Raw genomic sequence first — 17,152 nt, forward strand, 5'->3', positions numbered from 1 at the left:
GGCCCCCGCCTTCGCGGGGGTGACGAAGTGCTATTTCTTCGCGGGAGTGCCGAACGGCTCGCCGTTCACGGTGAGGCCGCCCGCGGAGAACTTCGCGGCGTTGGCCTGGCCGATGCCTTTCACGCGGGCGAGCAGGTCGTCCCAGTTCCTGAAGTCGCCCTGCTTGCGCGCATCGAGGATGCGCGTGGACATCGCCGGGCCGATGCCCTTGATGCCGTCGAGATCCATGGCGCTCGCCTTGTTGACGTCGACGGCGGCGAAGGCGGCCGCGGCGTGGAGGAGGGCGAGGGCGGCGAGGAGTGGCTTGAGCATGGGGCCTCCGCGATGAGTCGATGCATTCAACGGAGGACGCGGCCGCGACGTTGACCGCAAGTGACGCTCCCTCTCCCCCAAAGGGGGAGAGGGAGTCAGGTCTTGCCGAGCGCCTGCATGTACGACGCCACTCCCGTCGCGACGTCGGCGAACTGGTGCTCGCACCCCGTCGCCCGCAGCGCGGTCAAATCCGCCTGCGTGTAGCACTGGTACTTGCCGCGCAGCGCGTCCGGGAAGGGGATGTACTCCAGCAGCCCCAGGTCCGCCGCCGTCGCCGCGTCCTGCACGCCGCCCGGATGCAGCGCATTGATCACCCCCAACGCCACGTCGTTGAAGGGCTGCGCCCGTCCGGTCCCGAGGTTGAAGATGCCGGACTTCTCCGGGTGGTCGAAGAACCAGAGGTTCACCGCCACCACGTCGTCCACGAACACGAAGTCGCGCACCTGCTCGCCCGGGCCGTAGCCGCCGTACTCGCCGAACAGCTTCACCTTGCCGTCCGCCCGGAACTGCTTGAACTGGTGGAAGGCCACGCTCGCCATGCGGCCCTTGTGCTGCTCGCGCGGGCCGTAGACGTTGAAGTAGCGGAAGCCCACCACCTGGCGCTTCGCCTTCCTGAAATCCGGGCCCAGCTCGCGCCGCATGCGCTGGTCGAACAGCAGCTTGCTGTAGCCGTAGACGTTCAGCGGCAGCTCGAACTCCGGCGTCTCCCGGAAGGTCGCCGAGCCGCCGTACACCGCCGCCGACGACGCGTACAGCAGCCGCGTGCCGCGCTGCTGGCAGGCGGCGAACAGCGCGCAGGACACGCCGTAGTTGTTGTCCATCATGTAGCGGCCGTCCTGCTCCATCGTGTCGCTGCACGCGCCCTCGTGGAACACGGCCTCGACCTTGCCGTACACGCCCTCGGCGAAGCGCTCGTAGAAGGCGCCGGCGTCGACGTAGTCGGCGATCCGCAGGTCCGCCAGGTTGCGGAACTTGTCGCCCTGGCGCAGGTCGTCGACGGCGACGATGTCGTCGATGCCGCGCGCGTTCAGCGCCTTCACGATATTGCTGCCGATGAAGCCGGCAGCGCCGGTGACCACGACGCGCGTCATGCGAACAGCTCCTCGTAGGAAACGGTGGCGGTGCCGAACTTGCCCACCACGATGCCGCCGGCCCGGTTGGCGATGGGCAGCGCGTCGCGCAGCGACAGGCCCGCCGCGACCATGGCCGCCATCGTGGCGATCACGGTGTCTCCGGCGCCGGTGACGTCGAACACCTCGCGCGCCTGCGCCGTCACGTGCAGGTGGCCGGCGTCGTCGAACAGCGTCATGCCTTCCTCGCTGCGCGTCACCAGCAGCGCCTGCAGGTCCAGCGACTTGCGCAGCTCCTGCGCGCGCCGGCCCAGGTCGTCCTCGTCCTGCCAGCGGCCCACCACTTCCTGCAGCTCGGCGCGGTTGGGCGTGATCACCGTGGCGCCGCGGTAGCGGCGGTAGTCCGAACCCTTGGGGTCGATCAGCACCGGCTTGCCCGCCGCGCGCGCCGATTCGATCATCGCCGGGATGTGCGCGAGGCCGCCCTTGCCGTAGTCGGAAAACAGGATCGCGTCCTGCTGGCCCAGCAGCTGCACGAAGCTCGCGTTCTGCAGGGCCAGCACCTCGTGGTCCGGCTCGTTCTCGAAGTCCATGCGCAGCAGCTGCTGCTGCCGGCCGATCACGCGCAGCTTGACGGTGGTGCGCAGGCCGGGGTCGCGCTTCAGGTGGGCCCGGATGCCCGTGGACTGCAGCAGCGCCTCGAGCCGGTGCCCGGGCTCGTCGTCGCCGACCACGCCCAGGAAGCTCGCCTGCGCGCCCAGCGTGCTGACGTTGTAGGCCACGTTGGCGGCGGCGCCGATGCGCTCTTCCTCGCGCGCGACCTTCACGACGGGCACCGGCGCTTCCGGCGAGATGCGGTCGACGGCGCCGTGCCAGTAGCGGTCCAGCATCGCGTCGCCGACCACCAGCACGCGCGCCTTGGCGAGTCTTTGCTTGCTTGGATTCATGTTCAGAGTTCTTCGACGCGGCGCGCCGGGTAGCTGTCCCAGGCCTGGCAGCCGGGGCATTGCCAGAAGTGCTGCTTGGCCTCGAAGCCGCAGGCGGCGCAGCGGTAGCGGGTGAGGGGCTTCACGGCATGGTCGAGGGCCCGCTGGACGTCGGGATGGTATTGCTCGTGTTCCAGCTTCTCGCCCGCGATCCACTTGGACGCGGCCACCAGCGAAGGTTCCCGCTGCAGGTGCTGCACGTACCAGCGGCGCGCCGTCTCCGCGTCGCCTTCCAGCGCCGTGATGCCGTCCAGCACGTCGAGCGAGGGGTTGTGCTCGTAGGCGTCGCGCAGCAGCGCCATGGCCTCGTCGCCGCGGCCGCACGCGGCGGCCGCTTCGCTCAGGGGCCCCGCCAGCAGGGGGATCGCGGTCGGCACGGCGCGTCCGGCTTCCACCAGCAGGTCGTAGGCGGCGCGGGCATCGCCGGCGCGGCGGCGCAGCGCGGCGAGCTCCATGCGCGGGCGCGGCGCGTGCGGGGCGACCTTGATGGCCTTCTGCAGCAGCTCCTCGGCGGCGGCCGGGCCGGCACCGGCGGCCTGCTCGCACAGGTAGTGCGCCTGGCGGCCGGCGAACTGGCCGGCTGCGCCGGCGTCGAGCTTGCGCGCGATCTCGCTGGCCTGCACCCAGTCGCGCGAACGCTCGTAGATCGCCAGCAGGGCCAGCAGCGCCTGCTCCTCGTAGGCCGTCCCTTCCAGCTTGCGCAGCGCCTCCTCGGCGCGATCGAGCAGGCCGGCCTTCAGGAAGTCCAGGGCCAGCGCGTGCTGGGCGCGGTGGCGGTCGGCGCGGGAGAGGTCGGCGCGCGACAGCAGGTGCTCGTGCACACGCACTGCGCGCTCGTACTCCCCGCGACGGCGGAACAGGTTGCCCAGGGCGAAGTGCAGTTCGGAGGTGTCCGGGTCGTTCTGCACCGCCTCGATGAAGGCGTCGATCGCCTGGTCCTGCTGTTCGTTCAGCAGGAAGTTGAGGCCCCGGAAGTAGGCCTTGGGCGCCAGCCGGTTCTCGATGCGCAGCTGCCGCAAGTCCAGCCGCGAGGCGAACCAGCCCAGCCCGAAGGCGATGGGCAGGCCCCACAGCAGCCAGGTGAGGTCAAAGTCCATGCGTGGGCGGCGTGCCCTGTCCGATCAGCGTGCTGGGCGCGGCCAGGGTGTCGGGCGAGGGCGCGCGCGCCGCCTTGCGGTGCTTCCACCAGCGCGGCACCATGCCGAGCGCCCCGATCACCAGCCCGGCGGCGAACACGGCCAGCACCACGAGGACCAGCGGCGCCGTCCAGTGGGTGCCGAAGAAGAAGTGGACGGTGACGTCCTGCTGGTTGTTCAGCGCGAAGGCGAACAGGGTAAAAAAAATGGCTGCCTTGAGCAGCCATGCAAGATATTTCATGGGGCTCCTCGCTGCCGAGGAATTGTACGGGGCGCGGTCAGCGCGCCTCCAGTTCCTTCGTCCGCTGGTCCACCGCCTCGCGCAGCGCCTTCCCCGGCTTGAAGTGCGGCACCCGCTTCTCGGGGATGTGCACGCTCTCGCCGGAGCGGGGGTTGCGGCCCATGCGGGGCGGGCGGCGATTGATCGAGAAGCTGCCGAAGCCGCGGATCTCGATCCGGTGGCCGCGCACCAACGCGTCGCTCATCGCGTCAAGAATGGTCTTGACCGCGTACTCGGCGTCGCGATGGGTGAGTTGGCTGAACCGGGAGGCCAGTTCTTCGACGAGGTCCGATCGGGTCATAGGTCACCTTGCCATGTCATCCCGGCCTCGAGCCGGGATCCACGCCCGGGAGCATGGATTGCGGGTCAAGCCCGCAATGACACGGTCTGTCTTCAGGACTTGTCCTGGTCGTTCAGCTTCGCGCGCAGCAGGGCGCCCAGGCTGGTGGTGCCGGCCTGTTCGCGGGAGGACTGCTGCGACAGCTGCGCCATGGCGCCCTGCTCGTCGAGCATGTCCTTCTGCTTGATCGACAGCTGGATGTTGCGGGTCTTGCGGTCGATGTTCACGACCACCGCGGTGACCTCGTCGCCTTCCTTCAGCACGTTGCGCGCGTCTTCCACGCGGTCGCGGCTGATCTCGGAGGCACGCAGGTAGCCGACGATGTCGTTGCCCAGGTCGATCTCGGCGCCCTTCGGGTCGACGGTCTTGACCTTGCCCGTCACCGCGGAGCCCTTGTCGTGCACCGAGGTGAAGGTGGCGAACGGGTCGCCATCGAGCTGCTTGATGCCCAGGGAGATGCGCTCGCGGTCGACGTCCACGCCCAGCACGATCGCCTCGACTTCCTGGCCCTTCTTGTAGTTGCGCACGGCCTGCTCGCCGGGCTCGTTCCAGGACAGGTCGGACAGGTGCACCAGGCCGTCGATGCCGGCCGCCAGGCCGACGAACACGCCGAAGTCGGTGATCGACTTGATCGGGCCCTTGACGCGGTCGCCGCGCTTGGTGTTCTGCGCGAATTCCTGCCAGGGGTTGGCCTTGCACTGCTTCATGCCCAGGCTGATGCGGCGCTTGTCCTCGTCGATCTCGAGGACCATGACCTCGACTTCGTCACCCAGGGACACGACCTTGGACGGGGCCACGTTCTTGTTGGTCCAGTCCATCTCGGAGACGTGCACCAGGCCTTCGATGCCGGGCTCGAGTTCCACGAACGCGCCGTAGTCGGCGATGTTCGTGACCTTGCCGAACATGCGCGTGCCGGGCGGGTAGCGGCGCGAGACGCCCAGCCACGGGTCGTCGCCCATCTGCTTGAGGCCCAGCGAGACGCGGTTCTTCTCGGTGTCGAACTTGAGGATCTTGGCCGTGATGTCCTGGCCGGGCTGCACCACCTCGGAGGGGTGGCGCACGCGCCGCCAGGCCATGTCGGTGATGTGCAGCAGGCCGTCGATGCCGCCGAGGTCGATGAACGCGCCGTATTCGGTGATGTTCTTGACCACGCCGCGGACGATGGAGCCTTCCTTGAGGGTTTCCATCAGCTTGGCGCGCTCTTCGCCCATGGACGCTTCGACCACGGCGCGGCGGCTCAGCACCACGTTGTTGCGCTTGCGGTCCAGCTTGATGACCTTGAACTCCATCGTCTTGTTCTCGAACGGAGACAGGTCCTTGATGGGGCGGGTGTCGATCAGCGAGCCGGGCAGGAAGGCGCGGATGCCGTTGACCAGGACGGTCAGGCCGCCCTTCACCTTGCCGGTGGTGGTGCCGGTGACGAATTCGCCGGATTCCAGGGCCTTCTCGAGGCTCATCCAGGAAGCCAGGCGCTTGGCCTTGTCGCGCGACAGGATGGTGTCGCCGTAGCCGTTTTCGATGGCGTCGATGGCCACGGACACGAAGTCGCCCGCTTGCACCTCGACTTCGCCCTGGTCGTTCTTGAATTCGTCGATCGGGATGTAGGCTTCCGATTTCAGGCCGGCGTTGACCACGACGTGGTTGTGCTCGACGCGCACCACTTCGGCGGTGATGACTTCGCCGGCGCGCATTTCGGCGCGTTGCAACGATTCCTCGAACAGGGCGGCAAAAGATTCAGACATTGAGTTTGCGGCGTGAACCGCGGGTTGAAGTTGTCGATCCCCGCCACCGGTGCGCTGCTGCGCGGAGGGAGTGTCGGGGGCCAGTCAGCCGGGAAACGCCCGTTTCCCTTCCCACCAGCGGAGGACCTGGGTGACCGATTCTTCGACGGTCTGGCCCGAGTTATCCAGCAGGAGGGCATCCTCGGCCGGCTTCAGGGGCGCCACCGCGCGGGACGAGTCCCGCAGGTCGCGCGCCTCGAGGTCGGCGCGAAGGTCGGAAAGTGTAGCCGAAATCCCCTTTAGATTCAACTGCTTATGCCTGCGCTCGGCGCGCTGGGCGGCGCTCGCGGTCAGGTAGACCTTGAGCGGGGCGTCGGGGAAGATCACGGTGCCCATGTCGCGGCCGTCGGCCACCAGGCCCGGCAGCTTGCGGAAGCCCTGCTGCAGCGCGACCAGGGCCGTACGGACGGCGGGCAGGGCGGACACCTTCGAGGCGTTCATCCCCGCCTGTTCGGTGCGGATCGCGTCGGTCACGTCGATCTCGTCCAGCAGCACCCGGCCGTCCACGAAGGTGATGGGCAGGGTCTCGGCCATCTTCGCGATCGTGTGCTCGTGCGCCTCGTCCAGCGCCAGGCCGGCCTGGGTGGCGGCGTGGCCGGTGATGCGGTACAGGGCGCCCGAATCGAGGTAGTGGAAGCCCAGGCGGCGGGCGACCTCCGAGGCGAGCGTGCCCTTGCCCGAGGCCGTCGGGCCATCCACGCAGATCACCGGGATGTGCGGGGCATCGGTGCGGGATACGGAGAACAGGGCCTCGAAGTAATCCGGGAAGGTCTTGGCGACGCACTTCGGATCGAGGATGCGCACGTGCGCGCCGGCCGGGTTGAAGGCGGCCAGCGCGAAGCACATGGCCATGCGGTGGTCGTCGTAGGTGGCGATGGCCGCGGGCTTCCACGTCGCGGGCGGCGTCACGCGCAGGAAGTCCGCGCCTTCTTCCACGTCCGCGCCGAGCTTGCACAGCTCGGTGGCCATGGCGGCGAGGCGGTCGGTTTCCTTCACGCGCCAGCTGGCGATGTTGCGCAGGGTGCTGGGCCCGTCGGCGTAGAGCGCCATCACGGCCAGCGTCATGGCGGCGTCGGGGATGTGGTTGCAGTCCAGGTCGATCGCCTTCAGCGGCCAGGCCCCGCGGCGGACTTCCAGCCAGTTGGGGCCGCTCGTGACGTCGGCGCCCATCCGCCGGGCGGCGTCGATGAAGCGGATGTCGCCCTGGATCGAGCTGGCGCCCACGCCCTCGATGCGGACCGGCTGCCGCGTCGCCGCGATCGCGCCGAGGGCGACGAAGTAGCTGGCCGAGGAGGCGTCGGCCTCCACGTGGATCTCGCCGGGCGAGACGTAGCTGCTGCCGGCCGGGATGGTGAAGCGCTGCCAGCCTTCGCGCCGCACGGTGATCCCGAAGCGCTGCAGCATGTTCAGCGTGATCTCGATGTAGGGGCGCGAGATCAGCTCGCCGACCACCTCGATCACGATGTCGCGCGTGGCCACCAGGGGCAGGGCCATCAGCAGCGCGGTGAGGAACTGGCTGGAGACGTCGCCGCGGACCGGGATGGGCGCGTCCAGCTTCAGGGCCGGGGCAGGGCGGATCTTCAGCGGCGGGTAGCCGGTGGTGCCCAGGTACTCGATGTCGCAGCCCAGCTGCCGCAGGGCATCGACCAGGTCGCCGATGGGCCGCTCGTGCATGCGCGCGACGCCCGAAAGCTCGTAGCTTCCGCCCAGGAGGGCCAGAGCGGCGGTGAGCGGGCGCATGGCGGTGCCGGCGTTGCCGAGGAAGAGGCGCCTGGGGCCGAAGCCGGTTTTCGTAGGCTGGTGGTGAGCGGAGCGAACCCCAGCTTCGGCCGCCGGCAAGCTGGGGTTCGCGTTGCTCACCGCCAGCCTACGGAATCCGGTGATTTCGACGGCGGAATCGCGATGCACCACGCCGCACCCCAACGCCCGGAGCGCATCCAGCATCACCCGCGTGTCATCGGAGTCCAGCAGGTCGTGGACGACCGTGGTCCCTTCGCACAGCGCCGCCAGCAGCAGCACGCGGTTGGAGATGCTCTTGGAGCCGGGGAGCACCACGGTGCCTCCAGCCTCCTCGAGCGGAGCGAGGTCCAGGAAGTCGGTGGCGAACACGGCCTACTTCTTGACGGCCATGCGCCAGTGCGCGCGCGCCTGGCTGGCCTGGGAGATCATCTCTTCGAGCTTCTCGCCGTTGTTGTCCTCGGCGAGCTGCAGCATGTTGTGCAGGCTGCGCTGGAAGATCTTGGCCTGCTCCACGAGCTCCAGCCGGTTGGCCAGCAGCACGTCGCGCCACATGTTGGCGTCGCTGGCCGCGATGCGCGTGAAGTCCTTGAAGCCGGGGCCCGCCAGCTGCAGGAAGTCCTTGCCCTGGCCCTGGTTGACGATGGAGTGCATCAGCGCGAAGGCCAGCAGGTGCGGCAGGTGGCTCACGGCGGCGAAGGCGGCGTCGTGCGACTCCGGCGCCATCTGCTGCACGTGGCAGCCCAGCGCCTCCCACAGGTCCTGCGCCTTCTTCAGGTGGGCGGGCTGCGTCCTGTCGATCGGCGTGAGGATCACCTGCTTGCCGGTGTAGAGGTCCGGGTCCGCGTGATCCACGCCCGAGACTTCCTTGCCTGCGATGGGGTGCGCGGGCACGAAGGAGCCGACGTGGTCGCGCAGCACCTTGCGGGCGGCGTCCACGACGTCGCGCTTGGTGGAGCCCACGTCCATCACCAGCATGTTGGCCGTGACGAGGTGGCGGATGGCCTTGAAGGTCGCTTCCGTCGCCGCCACCGGCACCGCCAGCAGCACGATGTCCGCGCCGGACACGGCCAGCAGGGCCGAGGGCGCCTCGACGTCGATCACGCCCATCTGGCGGGCGCGCTCGGTCGTGGAGGGCGACTTGCTGTAGCCCACCACGCGCTTGACGAGGCCGGCACGCTTCATGGCCAGGGCGAAGGAGCCGCCCATGAGGCCGCACCCGATCAATCCCAACTGCTCGAACATCGCCGCCATGTCTTGATTCTTCGTTCTCTTATTCGCCCAGGGGGTAGGTGCCCAGCACCTTGTAGAAGGCGCAGAGGGCCTGCAGGTCCTTCAGCGCCGCCGCCACGTGCGGTTGCGAGGGGTGTCCCTGCAGGTCGATGTAGAAATAGTATTCCCACTGGCCCGAGCGGGCGGGGCGCGACTCGAAGCGCGTCATCGACACGCCGTGCTGCTTGAGCGGCACCAGGATGTCGTGCACCGCGCCGGGCCGGTTGGGCACCGAGACGATCAGGCTCACGCAGTCCTTGCCCGAGGCCTCGGGCGCCGCCAGCGTCTGCGGCAGGCAGACCACGGCGAAGCGGGTGCGGTTGAAGGCGTCGTCCTGGATGGCGTGGGCCGCGATGTGCAGGCCGAATTCGGTGGCCGCGCGGTCGCTGGCGATCGCCGCCCAGGCCGGGTTGCCGGCGGCCAGGCGCGCGCCCTCGGCGTTGCTGGAGACGGCGCGGCGCTCGGCCTCCGGCAGGTGGTTGTTGAGCCAGCCCTGGCACTGGGCCAGCGCCTGCGGGTGGGCGAGCACGACCTCGACGTCGTCCTGCGAGAGCGTCTTGCGCAGCAGGTTGTGGCGCACCAGCAGGCTGGTCTCGCCGACGATGTGCAGCGGCGTCTGCAGGAACAGGTCGAGCGAGCGGGCGACCACGCCCTCGGTGGAGTTCTCCACCGGCACCACGCCGTATTCGGCGGTGCCGGCGGCCGTGGCGCGGAAGACCTCGTCGATGCTGACGCAGGGCACGTGGTCGATGCTGGAGCCGAAGAACTGAAGCGCGGCCTGCTCGCTGAAGGTGCCGGCGGGGCCCAGGTAGGCGACGCGCTGCGGCGCCTCCAGCGCCCGGCAGGCGGACATGATCTCGCGCCAGATGTGGGCGATGTTGTCCGGCTTCAGCGGCCCGGCGTTGCCGGACTGCAGGCCGTTGATCACCTGCGCCTCGCGCTCGGGCCGGAACACCGGCGAGCCCTCGTCGCGCTTGATCTCGCCGACCTCGTTGGCGAGCGCCGCGCGGCGGTTCAGCAGGGCCAGGAGATCGCGGTCGACCTGGTCGATGCTGGTGCGGAGTTCGGAGAGGGACTTGGGCATGGCGGGGAAGGGGTCAACTATAGCCTCATGTCATCCCGGGCTTGACCCGGGATCCATGGTGGTGCGCCGCGATGGATGCCGGGTCGAGCCCGGCATGACAAGGCCCTGCTATTTCGCCGGGCCGGAGCCCGCCTCGTCGCCCTCGCCATCGCCGTTGCCCGCATCGTTCTCCACGATCCGCTGCAGCCCGCTCAGCTTGGAGCCCTCGTCCAGGTTGATCAGCGTCACGCCCTGCGTGGCGCGGCCCAGTTCGCGGATTTCGCTCACGCGGGTGCGCACCAGCACGCCGCGGTCGGTGATCAGCATGATCTCGTCGTCGGCGCGGACCAGCGTGGCGGCCACGACCTTGCCGTTGCGCTCGCTCTGCTGGATCGCGATCATCCCCTTGGTGCCGCGGCCGTGGCGGGTGTACTCGCCGATCGGCGTGCGCTTGCCGAAGCCGTTCTCCGTGGCCGTCAGCACGCTCTGCGATTCGTCCTCGGCCACCAGCATGGCGATCACGCCCTGGCCTTCCTCCAGCGTCATGCCGCGCACGCCGCGGGCGTTGCGGCCCATGGGGCGGACGTCGTTCTCGTCGAAGCGCACGGCCTTGCCGCCGTCGGAGAACAGCATGACGTCGTGCTTGCCGTCGGTGAGCGCCGCGCCGATGAGGAAGTCCCCGGCGTCCAGGTCCACGGCGATGATGCCGGCCTTGCGCGGGTTGCTGAACTCGTCCAGCGCCGTCTTCTTGACCGTGCCCATCGAGGTGGCCATGAACACGTAGTGGTCGGCCGGAAAGCTGCGGAACTCGCCCGTGAGCGGCAGCACCACGTTGATCTTCTCGCCTTCCTGCAGCGGGAACATGTTGACGATGGGCCGGCCGCGCGAGCCGCGCGAACCCGCCGGCACCTCCCACACCTTCAGCCAGTACAGCCGGCCGCGGTTGGAGAAGGCGAGCAGGTAGTCGTGCGTGTTGGCGATGAAGAGCTGGTCGATCCAGTCGTCTTCCTTGGTCTGGGTCGCCTGCTTGCCGCGGCCGCCGCGCTTCTGCGCCCGGTATTCCGACAGCGGCTGGCTCTTGATGTAGCCCGAGTGCGAGAGCGTCACCACCATGTCGGTGGGCGTGATCAGGTCCTCGGTGGCCAGGTCCTGCGCGTTGTGCTCGATGACCGAGCGGCGCGTGCCGAGCTTCGACTGGCCGAACTCCTGCTTGAGCGCCGTCAGCTCCTCGGAAATGATGGTCGAGACGCGGGCCGGCTTGGCCAGGATGTCCAGCAGGTCCTCGATCTCGGCCATCACCTCGCGGTATTCCGAGACGATCTTGTCCTGCTCCAGGCCGGTCAGGCGCTGCAGCCGCATCTGCAGGATCTCGCCGGCCTGGGTGTCCGAGAGGCGGTACAGGCCATCCGCCTGCAGGCCGTACTGGCGCTCCAGGCCCTCGGGCCGGTAGTCGTCGGCGCTGATCACGCTGCCGTCCTCGCGGGCGCGGGTGAGCATCTCGCGCACCAGCGACGAGTCCCAGGCGCGGTTCATCAGCTCGGTCTTGGCCACCGGCGGGGTGGGCGACTCGCGGATGATGCGGATGAACTCGTCGATGTTGGCCAGGGCGACGGCCAGGCCCTCCAGCACGTGGCCGCGCTCGCGGGCCTTGCGCAGGTTGAACACCGTCCTGCGCGTGACCACCTCGCGGCGGTGCTGCAGGAAGACCTGCACCAGGTCCTTCAGGTTGCACAGCTTGGGCTGGCCGTCCACCAGCGCCACCATGTTGATGCCGAAGGTGTCCTGCAGCTGGGTCTGCTTGTACAGGTTGTTCAGGACGACCTCGGGCACCTCGCCGCGCTTGAGCTCGATCACCAGGCGCATGCCCGACTTGTCGCTCTCGTCCTGGATGTGGCTGATGCCCTCGATCTTCTTCTCGTGGACCAGTTCGGCCATCCGCTCCTGCAAGGTCTTCTTGTTGACCTGGTAGGGCAGCTCGTCGACGATGATCGCCTGCCGCTGGCCGCGGTCGATCTCCTCGAAGTGGCACTTGGCGCGCATCACGACGCGGCCGCGGCCGGTGCGGTAGCCCTCCTTCACGCCGGAGCTGCCGTAGATGATGCCGGCCGTGGGGAAGTCGGGCGCCGGGATGATCTCCATCAGCTCGTCGATCGTCGCCTCGGGGTTGCGCAGCAGGTGCAGGCAGGCGTCGACCACCTCGTTGAGGTTGTGCGGCGGGATGTTGGTGGCCATGCCCACCGCGATGCCGCCCGAGCCGTTGACCAGCAGGTTGGGCAGGCGCGACGGCAGGACCAGCGGTTCCTTCTCGCTGCCGTCGTAGTTGGGCCCGAAATCGACCGTTTCCTTGTCGATGTCGGCCAGCATCTCGTGCGCGATCTTGGCCAGCCGGATCTCGGTGTAGCGCATGGCCGCGGCGTTGTCGCCGTCGACCGAGCCGAAGTTGCCCTGGCCGTCCACGAGCATGTGGCGCATGGAGAAGTCCTGCGCCAGGCGGACGATGGTGTCGTAGACCGACTGGTCGCCGTGCGGGTGGTACTTGCCGATCACGTCGCCCACGATGCGGGCGGACTTCTTGTACGGCCGGTTCCAGTCGTTGTTGAGCTCGTGCATCGCGTACAGCACGCGGCGGTGCACGGGCTTCAGGCCGTCGCGGGCGTCCGGCAGGGCGCGCCCCACGATCACGCTCATGGCGTAATCGAGGTAGCTGCGCCGCATTTCCTCCTCGAGGCTGACAGGCAGGGTTTCTTTGGCGAAGGAGGTCATTGGGTCCCGCATCGAGGCACGAAACCGAAGATTTTACGTTTTTGTCGTCACGTTGCGACAGGGCAACAGAGCCCTGATTTGCGGTTTCGTCCTACGAACTCGCCCTGGCAGAGCCGTTGATTGACAAAGCCCCTATGGCACAATCCCTCCGACGTAACTGGTGAATAGGTCACGCAGGACGTATTGTTGGCGCAGCGCTGCTGCGACTTTTCCCCAAGAGGAGAACCATGAAGAAACTGAACAAAGTGGCGCTGATGTTTGCTTCGACTGCGTTGCTGGCCGGCTGCGGCGTCATGACCCCCACGACCGTCGCCAGCCCCGGCCGCGTGACTGCTGCCAACGGCGGTACCGTCGTCGACAACTGGCAGAACGGCACCGGCGAATACGTGTGGCGCAACGGCACCGCCGAACTGTGCTGGCGCGATGCCAACTGGACCCCCGCCACCGCCGCCGCCGGCTGCGACGGCGCCCTGGCCCCGCGTGCCGTCGTCCCGGCCCCGGCGCCCGCCCCGCGCGTGGTCGTCCCGGCCCCGGCGCCCGCCCCGGCCGCCCGCCCGGCCCCCGCTCCGCAGCCGCCCGCCGCGACCAAGGTGACCTACGCCGCCGACGCCTTCTTCGACTTCGACAAGTCGGTCCTGAAGCCCGAAGGCAAGGCCAAGCTCGACGACCTGGTCTCCAAGATCCAGGGCATCAACCTCGAGGTGATCATCGCCGTCGGCCACACCGACAGCGTGGGTTCCGACAGCTACAACCAGCGCCTGTCCGTGCGCCGCGCCGAAGCCGTGAAGGCCTACCTGGTCTCCAAGGGCATCGAGAAGAACCGCGTGTACACCGAAGGCAAGGGCGAGAAGCAGCCCGTGGCGGACAACCGCACCGCCGAAGGCCGCGCGAAGAACCGCCGCGTGGAAATCGAAGTGGTCGGCACCCGCGCCAACCGCTGAACACCGGCGAGAAAAGCTGCACGAAGGGCCCGCCTGGCGGGCCCTTTTTTCATTTGCTGACGAGCCACCGGCCGCACAATCTGCCCCAGCCATGGACGAAACCCTGAACGCCGACCCTGCGGAACTGGCCAAGTTCTCCGAGCAGGCCCACCGCTGGTGGGACCCGGACAGCGAGTTCGGGCCGCTGCACGCCATCAACCCGCTGCGCCTGCAGTGGATCGACGGGCTGGCCGGCCTGGCCGGCAAGCGGGTGGTGGACATCGGCTGCGGCGGCGGCATCCTCTCCGACTCCATGGCGCGCAAGGGCGCGAACGTCCTGGGCATCGACCTCTCGACCAAGGCGCTGCGCGTGGCGCAGCTGCATGCGCTGGAGGCCGCCACGCCCAACGTGGAATACCGCGAGGTGAGCGCCGAGGCGCTGGCGCGCGAGCAGGCGGGCAGCTTCGACGTGGTCACCTGCATGGAGATGCTGGAACACGTGCCGCGGCCGGAATCCGTGGTGCAGGCCTGCGCCGAGCTGGTAAAGCCGGGCGGCTGGGTGTTCTTCTCCACCATCAACCGCAACCCCAAGAGCTTCCTGTTCGCGATCGTCGGGGCCGAGTATGTGCTGAACCTGCTGCCGCGCGGCACCCACGAATACCTGAAGTTCATCAAGCCCAGCGAGCTGGCGTCCTGGTGCCGCCAGGCGCGGCTGGACGTGCTGCAGACGCAGGGCATGGAATACAACCCGCTCACGCGCCGCTACTGGCTCTCCGGCGACACGAGCGTCAACTACCTGGCGGCCGCCCGCAGGATGTGATGATCACCCAAGACGTCAAGGCGGTCCTGTTCGACCTGGATGGCACGCTGATCGACAGCGCCCCCGACCTCGGCGCGGCCGCCGACAAGATGCGCGTCGACCGCGGCCTGGCCTCGCTGCCCTACGAGAAGTACCGCCCCTTCGCCGGCGCCGGCGCCCGCGGCATGCTGGGCGTGGCCTTCGGCATCACGCCGGACCACCCCGAGTTCCCGGAGATGCGCGAGGAGTTCTTCCGCAACTACGAGTCGTGCATGACCCAGCGCACCTACGTCTTCGAGGGCGTGGCGCAGCTGATCGCCTCGCTGGTGGAGCGCGAGATCCCCTGGGGCGTGGTGACCAACAAGTCGATGCGCTTCACGGCGCCGCTGACGAAGGGCATGCCCCTGTTCTCCACCGCCCGCACCGTGGTGGGCGGCGATTCGACGCCCCACCCGAAACCGCATCCGGCCCCGCTGCTGGAAGCGGCGCGGCAGGTCGGCGTGCGGCCGATCGACTGCGTGTACGTCGGTGACGACCTGCGCGACGTGCAGGCGGGCCGAGCGGCCGGCATGGGCACGGTGGCGGCGACCTATGGCTACCTGGGCGCCACCGACGTCAAGGAATGGGGCGCCGACGTGCAGATCTCGACGCCGCTGGCCCTGCTGCCCCTGCTGCGCTTCCGCCAGGCCGCCTGAGGCTTTTACTCCCTCTCCCGCTCGCGGGAGAGGGCAGGGGTGAGGGCCCGGCCGAGGGCCAGCCGCGCCAGCACACTGCCGACCACATACCCCGTCATCCCGCCAGCGACGTCCAGCACCACGTCGCGCAGCTGCGGCGACCGTCCCGGCACCCACGCCTGCAGCGCTTCCGTCAGCAACGCGATCCCGAGCAGCCACAGCGCTGCCCTGCCGGGACCGGCGCGGACGCCCGCCAGCGCGGCCATGAGCCCGAACGCGCCGAAGGCGGCGAAGTGGTCGAGGTCCCATCCCGGCACGACGGCGAGCAGCCAGGCGTCGCCCCGGCCGACCCAGGTGAAGCGCTGGGCCACGTGCACCAGCGTGCTGTGCGGCAGGAGCAGGGAGAGCCCGAGCAGCAGGGCCGTGGCGAGCAGGGCGGTACGCAGGAGGAAGCGGGTGGTCGGCACGCGCCGATGCTCACACGGATCGGTAGCCTTGGGGATTCGCGCTTTGCCAGCGCCATGCGTCGGCGCACATCTCGCGCAGGCTGTGGCGCGCTTCCCACCCCAGCAGGCGGCGGGCGAGAGATGGGTCGGCATAGCACTGGGCGACGTCGCCATCGCGGCGCGGCCCGACGCGATAGGGAATGGGCCTTCCGCTGGCCTCCTCGAAGGCGCGGACGACCTCCAGCACGCTGTAGCCGCGACCCGTGCCCAGGTTGACGGTGAAGCTCTCCGGCGCGGCCAGCAGCTTGCGCAGCGCCGCCACGTGGCCGGCCGCGAGGTCCTGCACGTGGATGTAGTCGCGCACGCCGGTGCCGTCCGGCGTGGGGTAGTCGTCGCCGAAGACGTTGAGGTGGGGACGCAGGCCCACCGCCACCTGCGTGACGTAGGGCATCAGGTTGTTGGGGATGCCCGCCGGGTCTTCGCCGATGAGCCCGCTGGGGTGGGCGCCGACGGGATTGAAATAGCGGAGGACGCCGATGCGCCAGGCCGGCCTCGCCTGCCGCAGGGCCTGCAGCATGTCCTCGATGACGAGCTTGGTGTGGCCGTAGGGGTTGGTGTGGCTGCGCGGAAAGTCCTCGGTGATGGGCACCGACGCCGGATCCCCGTACACGGTGGCGCTGCTGGAGAACACGAGAGTCGGGCTGTCCCCGGCCGCCGCCTCCATCGCCCGCAGCAGGCTGACCGCGCCGCCGATGTTGTGGTGGAAGTACTTCAGCGGCTGGGCCACGCTCTCGCCCACGGCCTTGTCGCCGGCGAAGTGGATCACCCCGGCGGGACGGTGCCTGCGCAGCACCTCTTCCACCCAGGGCGTGTCCAGCACGTCCCCTTGTTCCAGCGCCAGTGGCCGGCCCGTGATCTTTTCCAGCCGCTCCAGCACGGCCGGATGGCTGTTGGCGAAGTTGTCGAGGAGGACGGGCGCGAACCCCGCCTCGTGCAGCGCGACCGCCGTGTGGCTGCCGATGTAGCCGGCGCCGCCGGTCAGGAGGATGGGGACGCCGGTCTGCTGCTGTGCCATGTTCCCGCCGACTATAGCGGGCCTCTAGCGCGGGGCCTCTTGAAATCCGGTCCCCTGCCGTAAACTACGTCCTCCTGGGGCTGCACCGGTTTCGACGTGGGTTCGGACACGCAGCAGGGCATGTCGAGGATCAGTCACCTCGTAAATCCATCTGAAACAAACTAACTGCGAACGATTCTTCGTACGCCCTCGCCGCTTAATTGCGCGTGAGCCTTGCAACGGTTGGCCGATGGGCCGGGCAAAGGGAGCAATCCCCGAGCTGCAAGGTGATCTACATTGGCTGGCTCCGGATCGGGTACCTTGGCCCGGGGCGAGAAAATAGGGTACTGGCTGCCTTTCCAGCGTGCGCCTGCGCGGTGAAGGTGGCGAGACACAAAACAGAGCGCTAAACATGTAGAACTGTTCGTTGAAGGCTTGCGGACGCGGGTTCAATTCCCGCCAGCTCCACCACTACAAAGGCAAAGGCCGTCGGGTGCATTCCACCCGACGGCCTTTTTC

Annotated in this window: 16 protein-coding genes and 1 other RNA gene; 4 read left to right on the plus strand and 13 right to left on the minus strand. The window is 68.7% G+C overall.

All coding sequences use genetic code 11. The features are described 5' to 3' along the window. Positions 1-30 precede the first annotated feature (30 nt). From ACY0MJ_RS06405 to gyrA, 11 genes are all read right to left on the minus strand, one after another. The gene (locus tag ACY0MJ_RS06405) at positions 31-312 is read right to left on the minus strand and encodes a ComEA family DNA-binding protein (RefSeq protein WP_462637512.1); all 282 of its coding nucleotides are present in this window, start codon (positions 310-312) and stop codon (positions 31-33) included. A 95-nt stretch (positions 313-407) separates the two neighbouring features. Next, a complete protein-coding gene (gene rfaD, locus ACY0MJ_RS06410; RefSeq protein ID WP_462637513.1) occupies positions 408-1,403 on the minus strand; it encodes an ADP-glyceromanno-heptose 6-epimerase in 996 nt (331 codons plus the stop codon). Then, complete coding sequence (gene rfaE1 / locus ACY0MJ_RS06415) at positions 1,400-2,329, minus strand: D-glycero-beta-D-manno-heptose-7-phosphate kinase (protein ID WP_462637514.1); 930 nt, start codon at positions 2,327-2,329, stop codon at positions 1,400-1,402. The genes rfaD and rfaE1 overlap by 4 nt, the downstream gene beginning before the upstream one ends. 2 nt (positions 2,330-2,331) lie before the next feature. Next, on the minus strand, positions 2,332-3,465 hold the full coding sequence (gene lapB / locus ACY0MJ_RS06420) for a lipopolysaccharide assembly protein LapB (RefSeq protein WP_462637515.1): 1,134 nt from the start codon (positions 3,463-3,465) through the stop codon (positions 2,332-2,334). Continuing rightward, on the minus strand, positions 3,455-3,745 hold the full coding sequence (locus tag ACY0MJ_RS06425) for a LapA family protein (RefSeq protein WP_462637516.1): 291 nt from the start codon (positions 3,743-3,745) through the stop codon (positions 3,455-3,457). The genes lapB and ACY0MJ_RS06425 overlap by 11 nt, the downstream gene beginning before the upstream one ends. A gap of 37 nt (positions 3,746-3,782) precedes the next feature. Then, positions 3,783-4,085: an integration host factor subunit beta gene (locus ACY0MJ_RS06430; protein ID WP_462637517.1), complete on the minus strand. Its 303-nt coding sequence runs from the start codon at positions 4,083-4,085 to the stop codon at positions 3,783-3,785. Positions 4,086-4,177: 92 nt separating this feature from the next. Continuing rightward, positions 4,178-5,950: a 30S ribosomal protein S1 gene (gene rpsA / locus ACY0MJ_RS06435; protein ID WP_462637799.1), complete on the minus strand. Its 1,773-nt coding sequence runs from the start codon at positions 5,948-5,950 to the stop codon at positions 4,178-4,180. Beyond that, positions 5,951-8,014: a bifunctional 3-phosphoshikimate 1-carboxyvinyltransferase/cytidylate kinase gene (locus ACY0MJ_RS06440; RefSeq protein WP_462637518.1), complete on the minus strand. Its 2,064-nt coding sequence runs from the start codon at positions 8,012-8,014 to the stop codon at positions 5,951-5,953. Between the two features lie 3 nt (positions 8,015-8,017). Continuing rightward, positions 8,018-8,887 carry a prephenate dehydrogenase gene (locus ACY0MJ_RS06445; RefSeq protein ID WP_462637800.1) on the minus strand — a complete coding sequence of 290 codons (870 nt, stop codon included), beginning with the start codon at positions 8,885-8,887 and terminating at the stop codon, positions 8,018-8,020. A gap of 28 nt (positions 8,888-8,915) precedes the next feature. Further along, the gene (gene pheA, locus ACY0MJ_RS06450; RefSeq protein WP_462637519.1) at positions 8,916-9,998 is read right to left on the minus strand and encodes a prephenate dehydratase; all 1,083 of its coding nucleotides are present in this window, start codon (positions 9,996-9,998) and stop codon (positions 8,916-8,918) included. A 108-nt stretch (positions 9,999-10,106) separates the two neighbouring features. Beyond that, positions 10,107-12,740, minus strand: a complete 2,634-nt coding sequence (gene gyrA, locus ACY0MJ_RS06455; RefSeq protein WP_462637520.1) for a DNA gyrase subunit A — start codon at positions 12,738-12,740, stop codon at positions 10,107-10,109. Positions 12,741-12,967: 227 nt separating this feature from the next. Here gyrA and ompA point away from each other — a divergent pair, with 227 nt between their 5' ends. The 3 genes from ompA to gph all read left to right on the plus strand — a co-directional run bounded on the left by ompA (position 12,968) and on the right by gph (position 15,154). Further along, positions 12,968-13,681: an outer membrane protein OmpA gene (gene ompA, locus ACY0MJ_RS06460; RefSeq protein WP_462637521.1), complete on the plus strand. Its 714-nt coding sequence runs from the start codon at positions 12,968-12,970 to the stop codon at positions 13,679-13,681. 91 nt (positions 13,682-13,772) lie between these two features. Next, positions 13,773-14,480: a bifunctional 2-polyprenyl-6-hydroxyphenol methylase/3-demethylubiquinol 3-O-methyltransferase UbiG gene (gene ubiG, locus ACY0MJ_RS06465; protein WP_462637522.1), complete on the plus strand. Its 708-nt coding sequence runs from the start codon at positions 13,773-13,775 to the stop codon at positions 14,478-14,480. Next, complete coding sequence (gene gph / locus ACY0MJ_RS06470) at positions 14,480-15,154, plus strand: phosphoglycolate phosphatase (protein WP_462637523.1); 675 nt, start codon at positions 14,480-14,482, stop codon at positions 15,152-15,154. Before ubiG ends, gph begins: the two co-directional genes overlap by 1 nt. A 5-nt stretch (positions 15,155-15,159) precedes the next feature. On the opposite strand, the gene ACY0MJ_RS06475 is transcribed toward gph, so the two are convergent. Together ACY0MJ_RS06475 and galE are read right to left on the minus strand one after the other, a co-directional pair. Next, a complete protein-coding gene (locus ACY0MJ_RS06475; RefSeq protein ID WP_462637524.1) occupies positions 15,160-15,600 on the minus strand; it encodes a VanZ family protein in 441 nt (146 codons plus the stop codon). A 10-nt stretch (positions 15,601-15,610) separates the two neighbouring features. Next, positions 15,611-16,654 carry a UDP-glucose 4-epimerase GalE gene (gene galE, locus ACY0MJ_RS06480; RefSeq protein ID WP_462637525.1) on the minus strand — a complete coding sequence of 348 codons (1,044 nt, stop codon included), beginning with the start codon at positions 16,652-16,654 and terminating at the stop codon, positions 15,611-15,613. 76 nt (positions 16,655-16,730) lie between these two features. Here galE and ssrA point away from each other — a divergent pair. Beyond that, positions 16,731-17,104, plus strand: a transfer-messenger RNA (tmRNA) gene (gene ssrA, locus ACY0MJ_RS06485). Positions 17,105-17,152: the final 48 nt, after the last annotated feature.

The sequence above is a fragment of the Ramlibacter sp. bp-362 genome (assembly GCF_054956735.1).

What these genes read in the sequence shown, in the direction of transcription:
- ACY0MJ_RS06405 (WP_462637512.1), bottom strand. Translation starts at nt 312, where the DNA reads ATGCTCAAGCCACTCCTCGCCGCCCTCGCCCTCCTCCACGCCGCGGCC.
- rfaD (WP_462637513.1), bottom strand. Translation starts at nt 1,403, where the DNA reads ATGACGCGCGTCGTGGTCACCGGCGCTGCCGGCTTCATCGGCAGCAAT.
- rfaE1 (WP_462637514.1), bottom strand. Translation starts at nt 2,329, where the DNA reads ATGAATCCAAGCAAGCAAAGACTCGCCAAGGCGCGCGTGCTGGTGGTC.
- lapB (WP_462637515.1), bottom strand. Translation starts at nt 3,465, where the DNA reads ATGGACTTTGACCTCACCTGGCTGCTGTGGGGCCTGCCCATCGCCTTC.
- ACY0MJ_RS06425 (WP_462637516.1), bottom strand. Translation starts at nt 3,745, where the DNA reads ATGAAATATCTTGCATGGCTGCTCAAGGCAGCCATTTTTTTTACCCTG.
- ACY0MJ_RS06430 (WP_462637517.1), bottom strand. Translation starts at nt 4,085, where the DNA reads ATGACCCGATCGGACCTCGTCGAAGAACTGGCCTCCCGGTTCAGCCAA.
- ACY0MJ_RS06445 (WP_462637800.1), bottom strand. Translation starts at nt 8,887, where the DNA reads ATGTTCGAGCAGTTGGGATTGATCGGGTGCGGCCTCATGGGCGGCTCC.
- pheA (WP_462637519.1), bottom strand. Translation starts at nt 9,998, where the DNA reads ATGCCCAAGTCCCTCTCCGAACTCCGCACCAGCATCGACCAGGTCGAC.
- gyrA (WP_462637520.1), bottom strand. Translation starts at nt 12,740, where the DNA reads ATGACCTCCTTCGCCAAAGAAACCCTGCCTGTCAGCCTCGAGGAGGAA.
- ompA (WP_462637521.1), top strand. Translation starts at nt 12,968, where the DNA reads ATGAAGAAACTGAACAAAGTGGCGCTGATGTTTGCTTCGACTGCGTTG.
- ubiG (WP_462637522.1), top strand. Translation starts at nt 13,773, where the DNA reads ATGGACGAAACCCTGAACGCCGACCCTGCGGAACTGGCCAAGTTCTCC.
- gph (WP_462637523.1), top strand. Translation starts at nt 14,480, where the DNA reads ATGATCACCCAAGACGTCAAGGCGGTCCTGTTCGACCTGGATGGCACG.
- galE (WP_462637525.1), bottom strand. Translation starts at nt 16,654, where the DNA reads ATGGCACAGCAGCAGACCGGCGTCCCCATCCTCCTGACCGGCGGCGCC.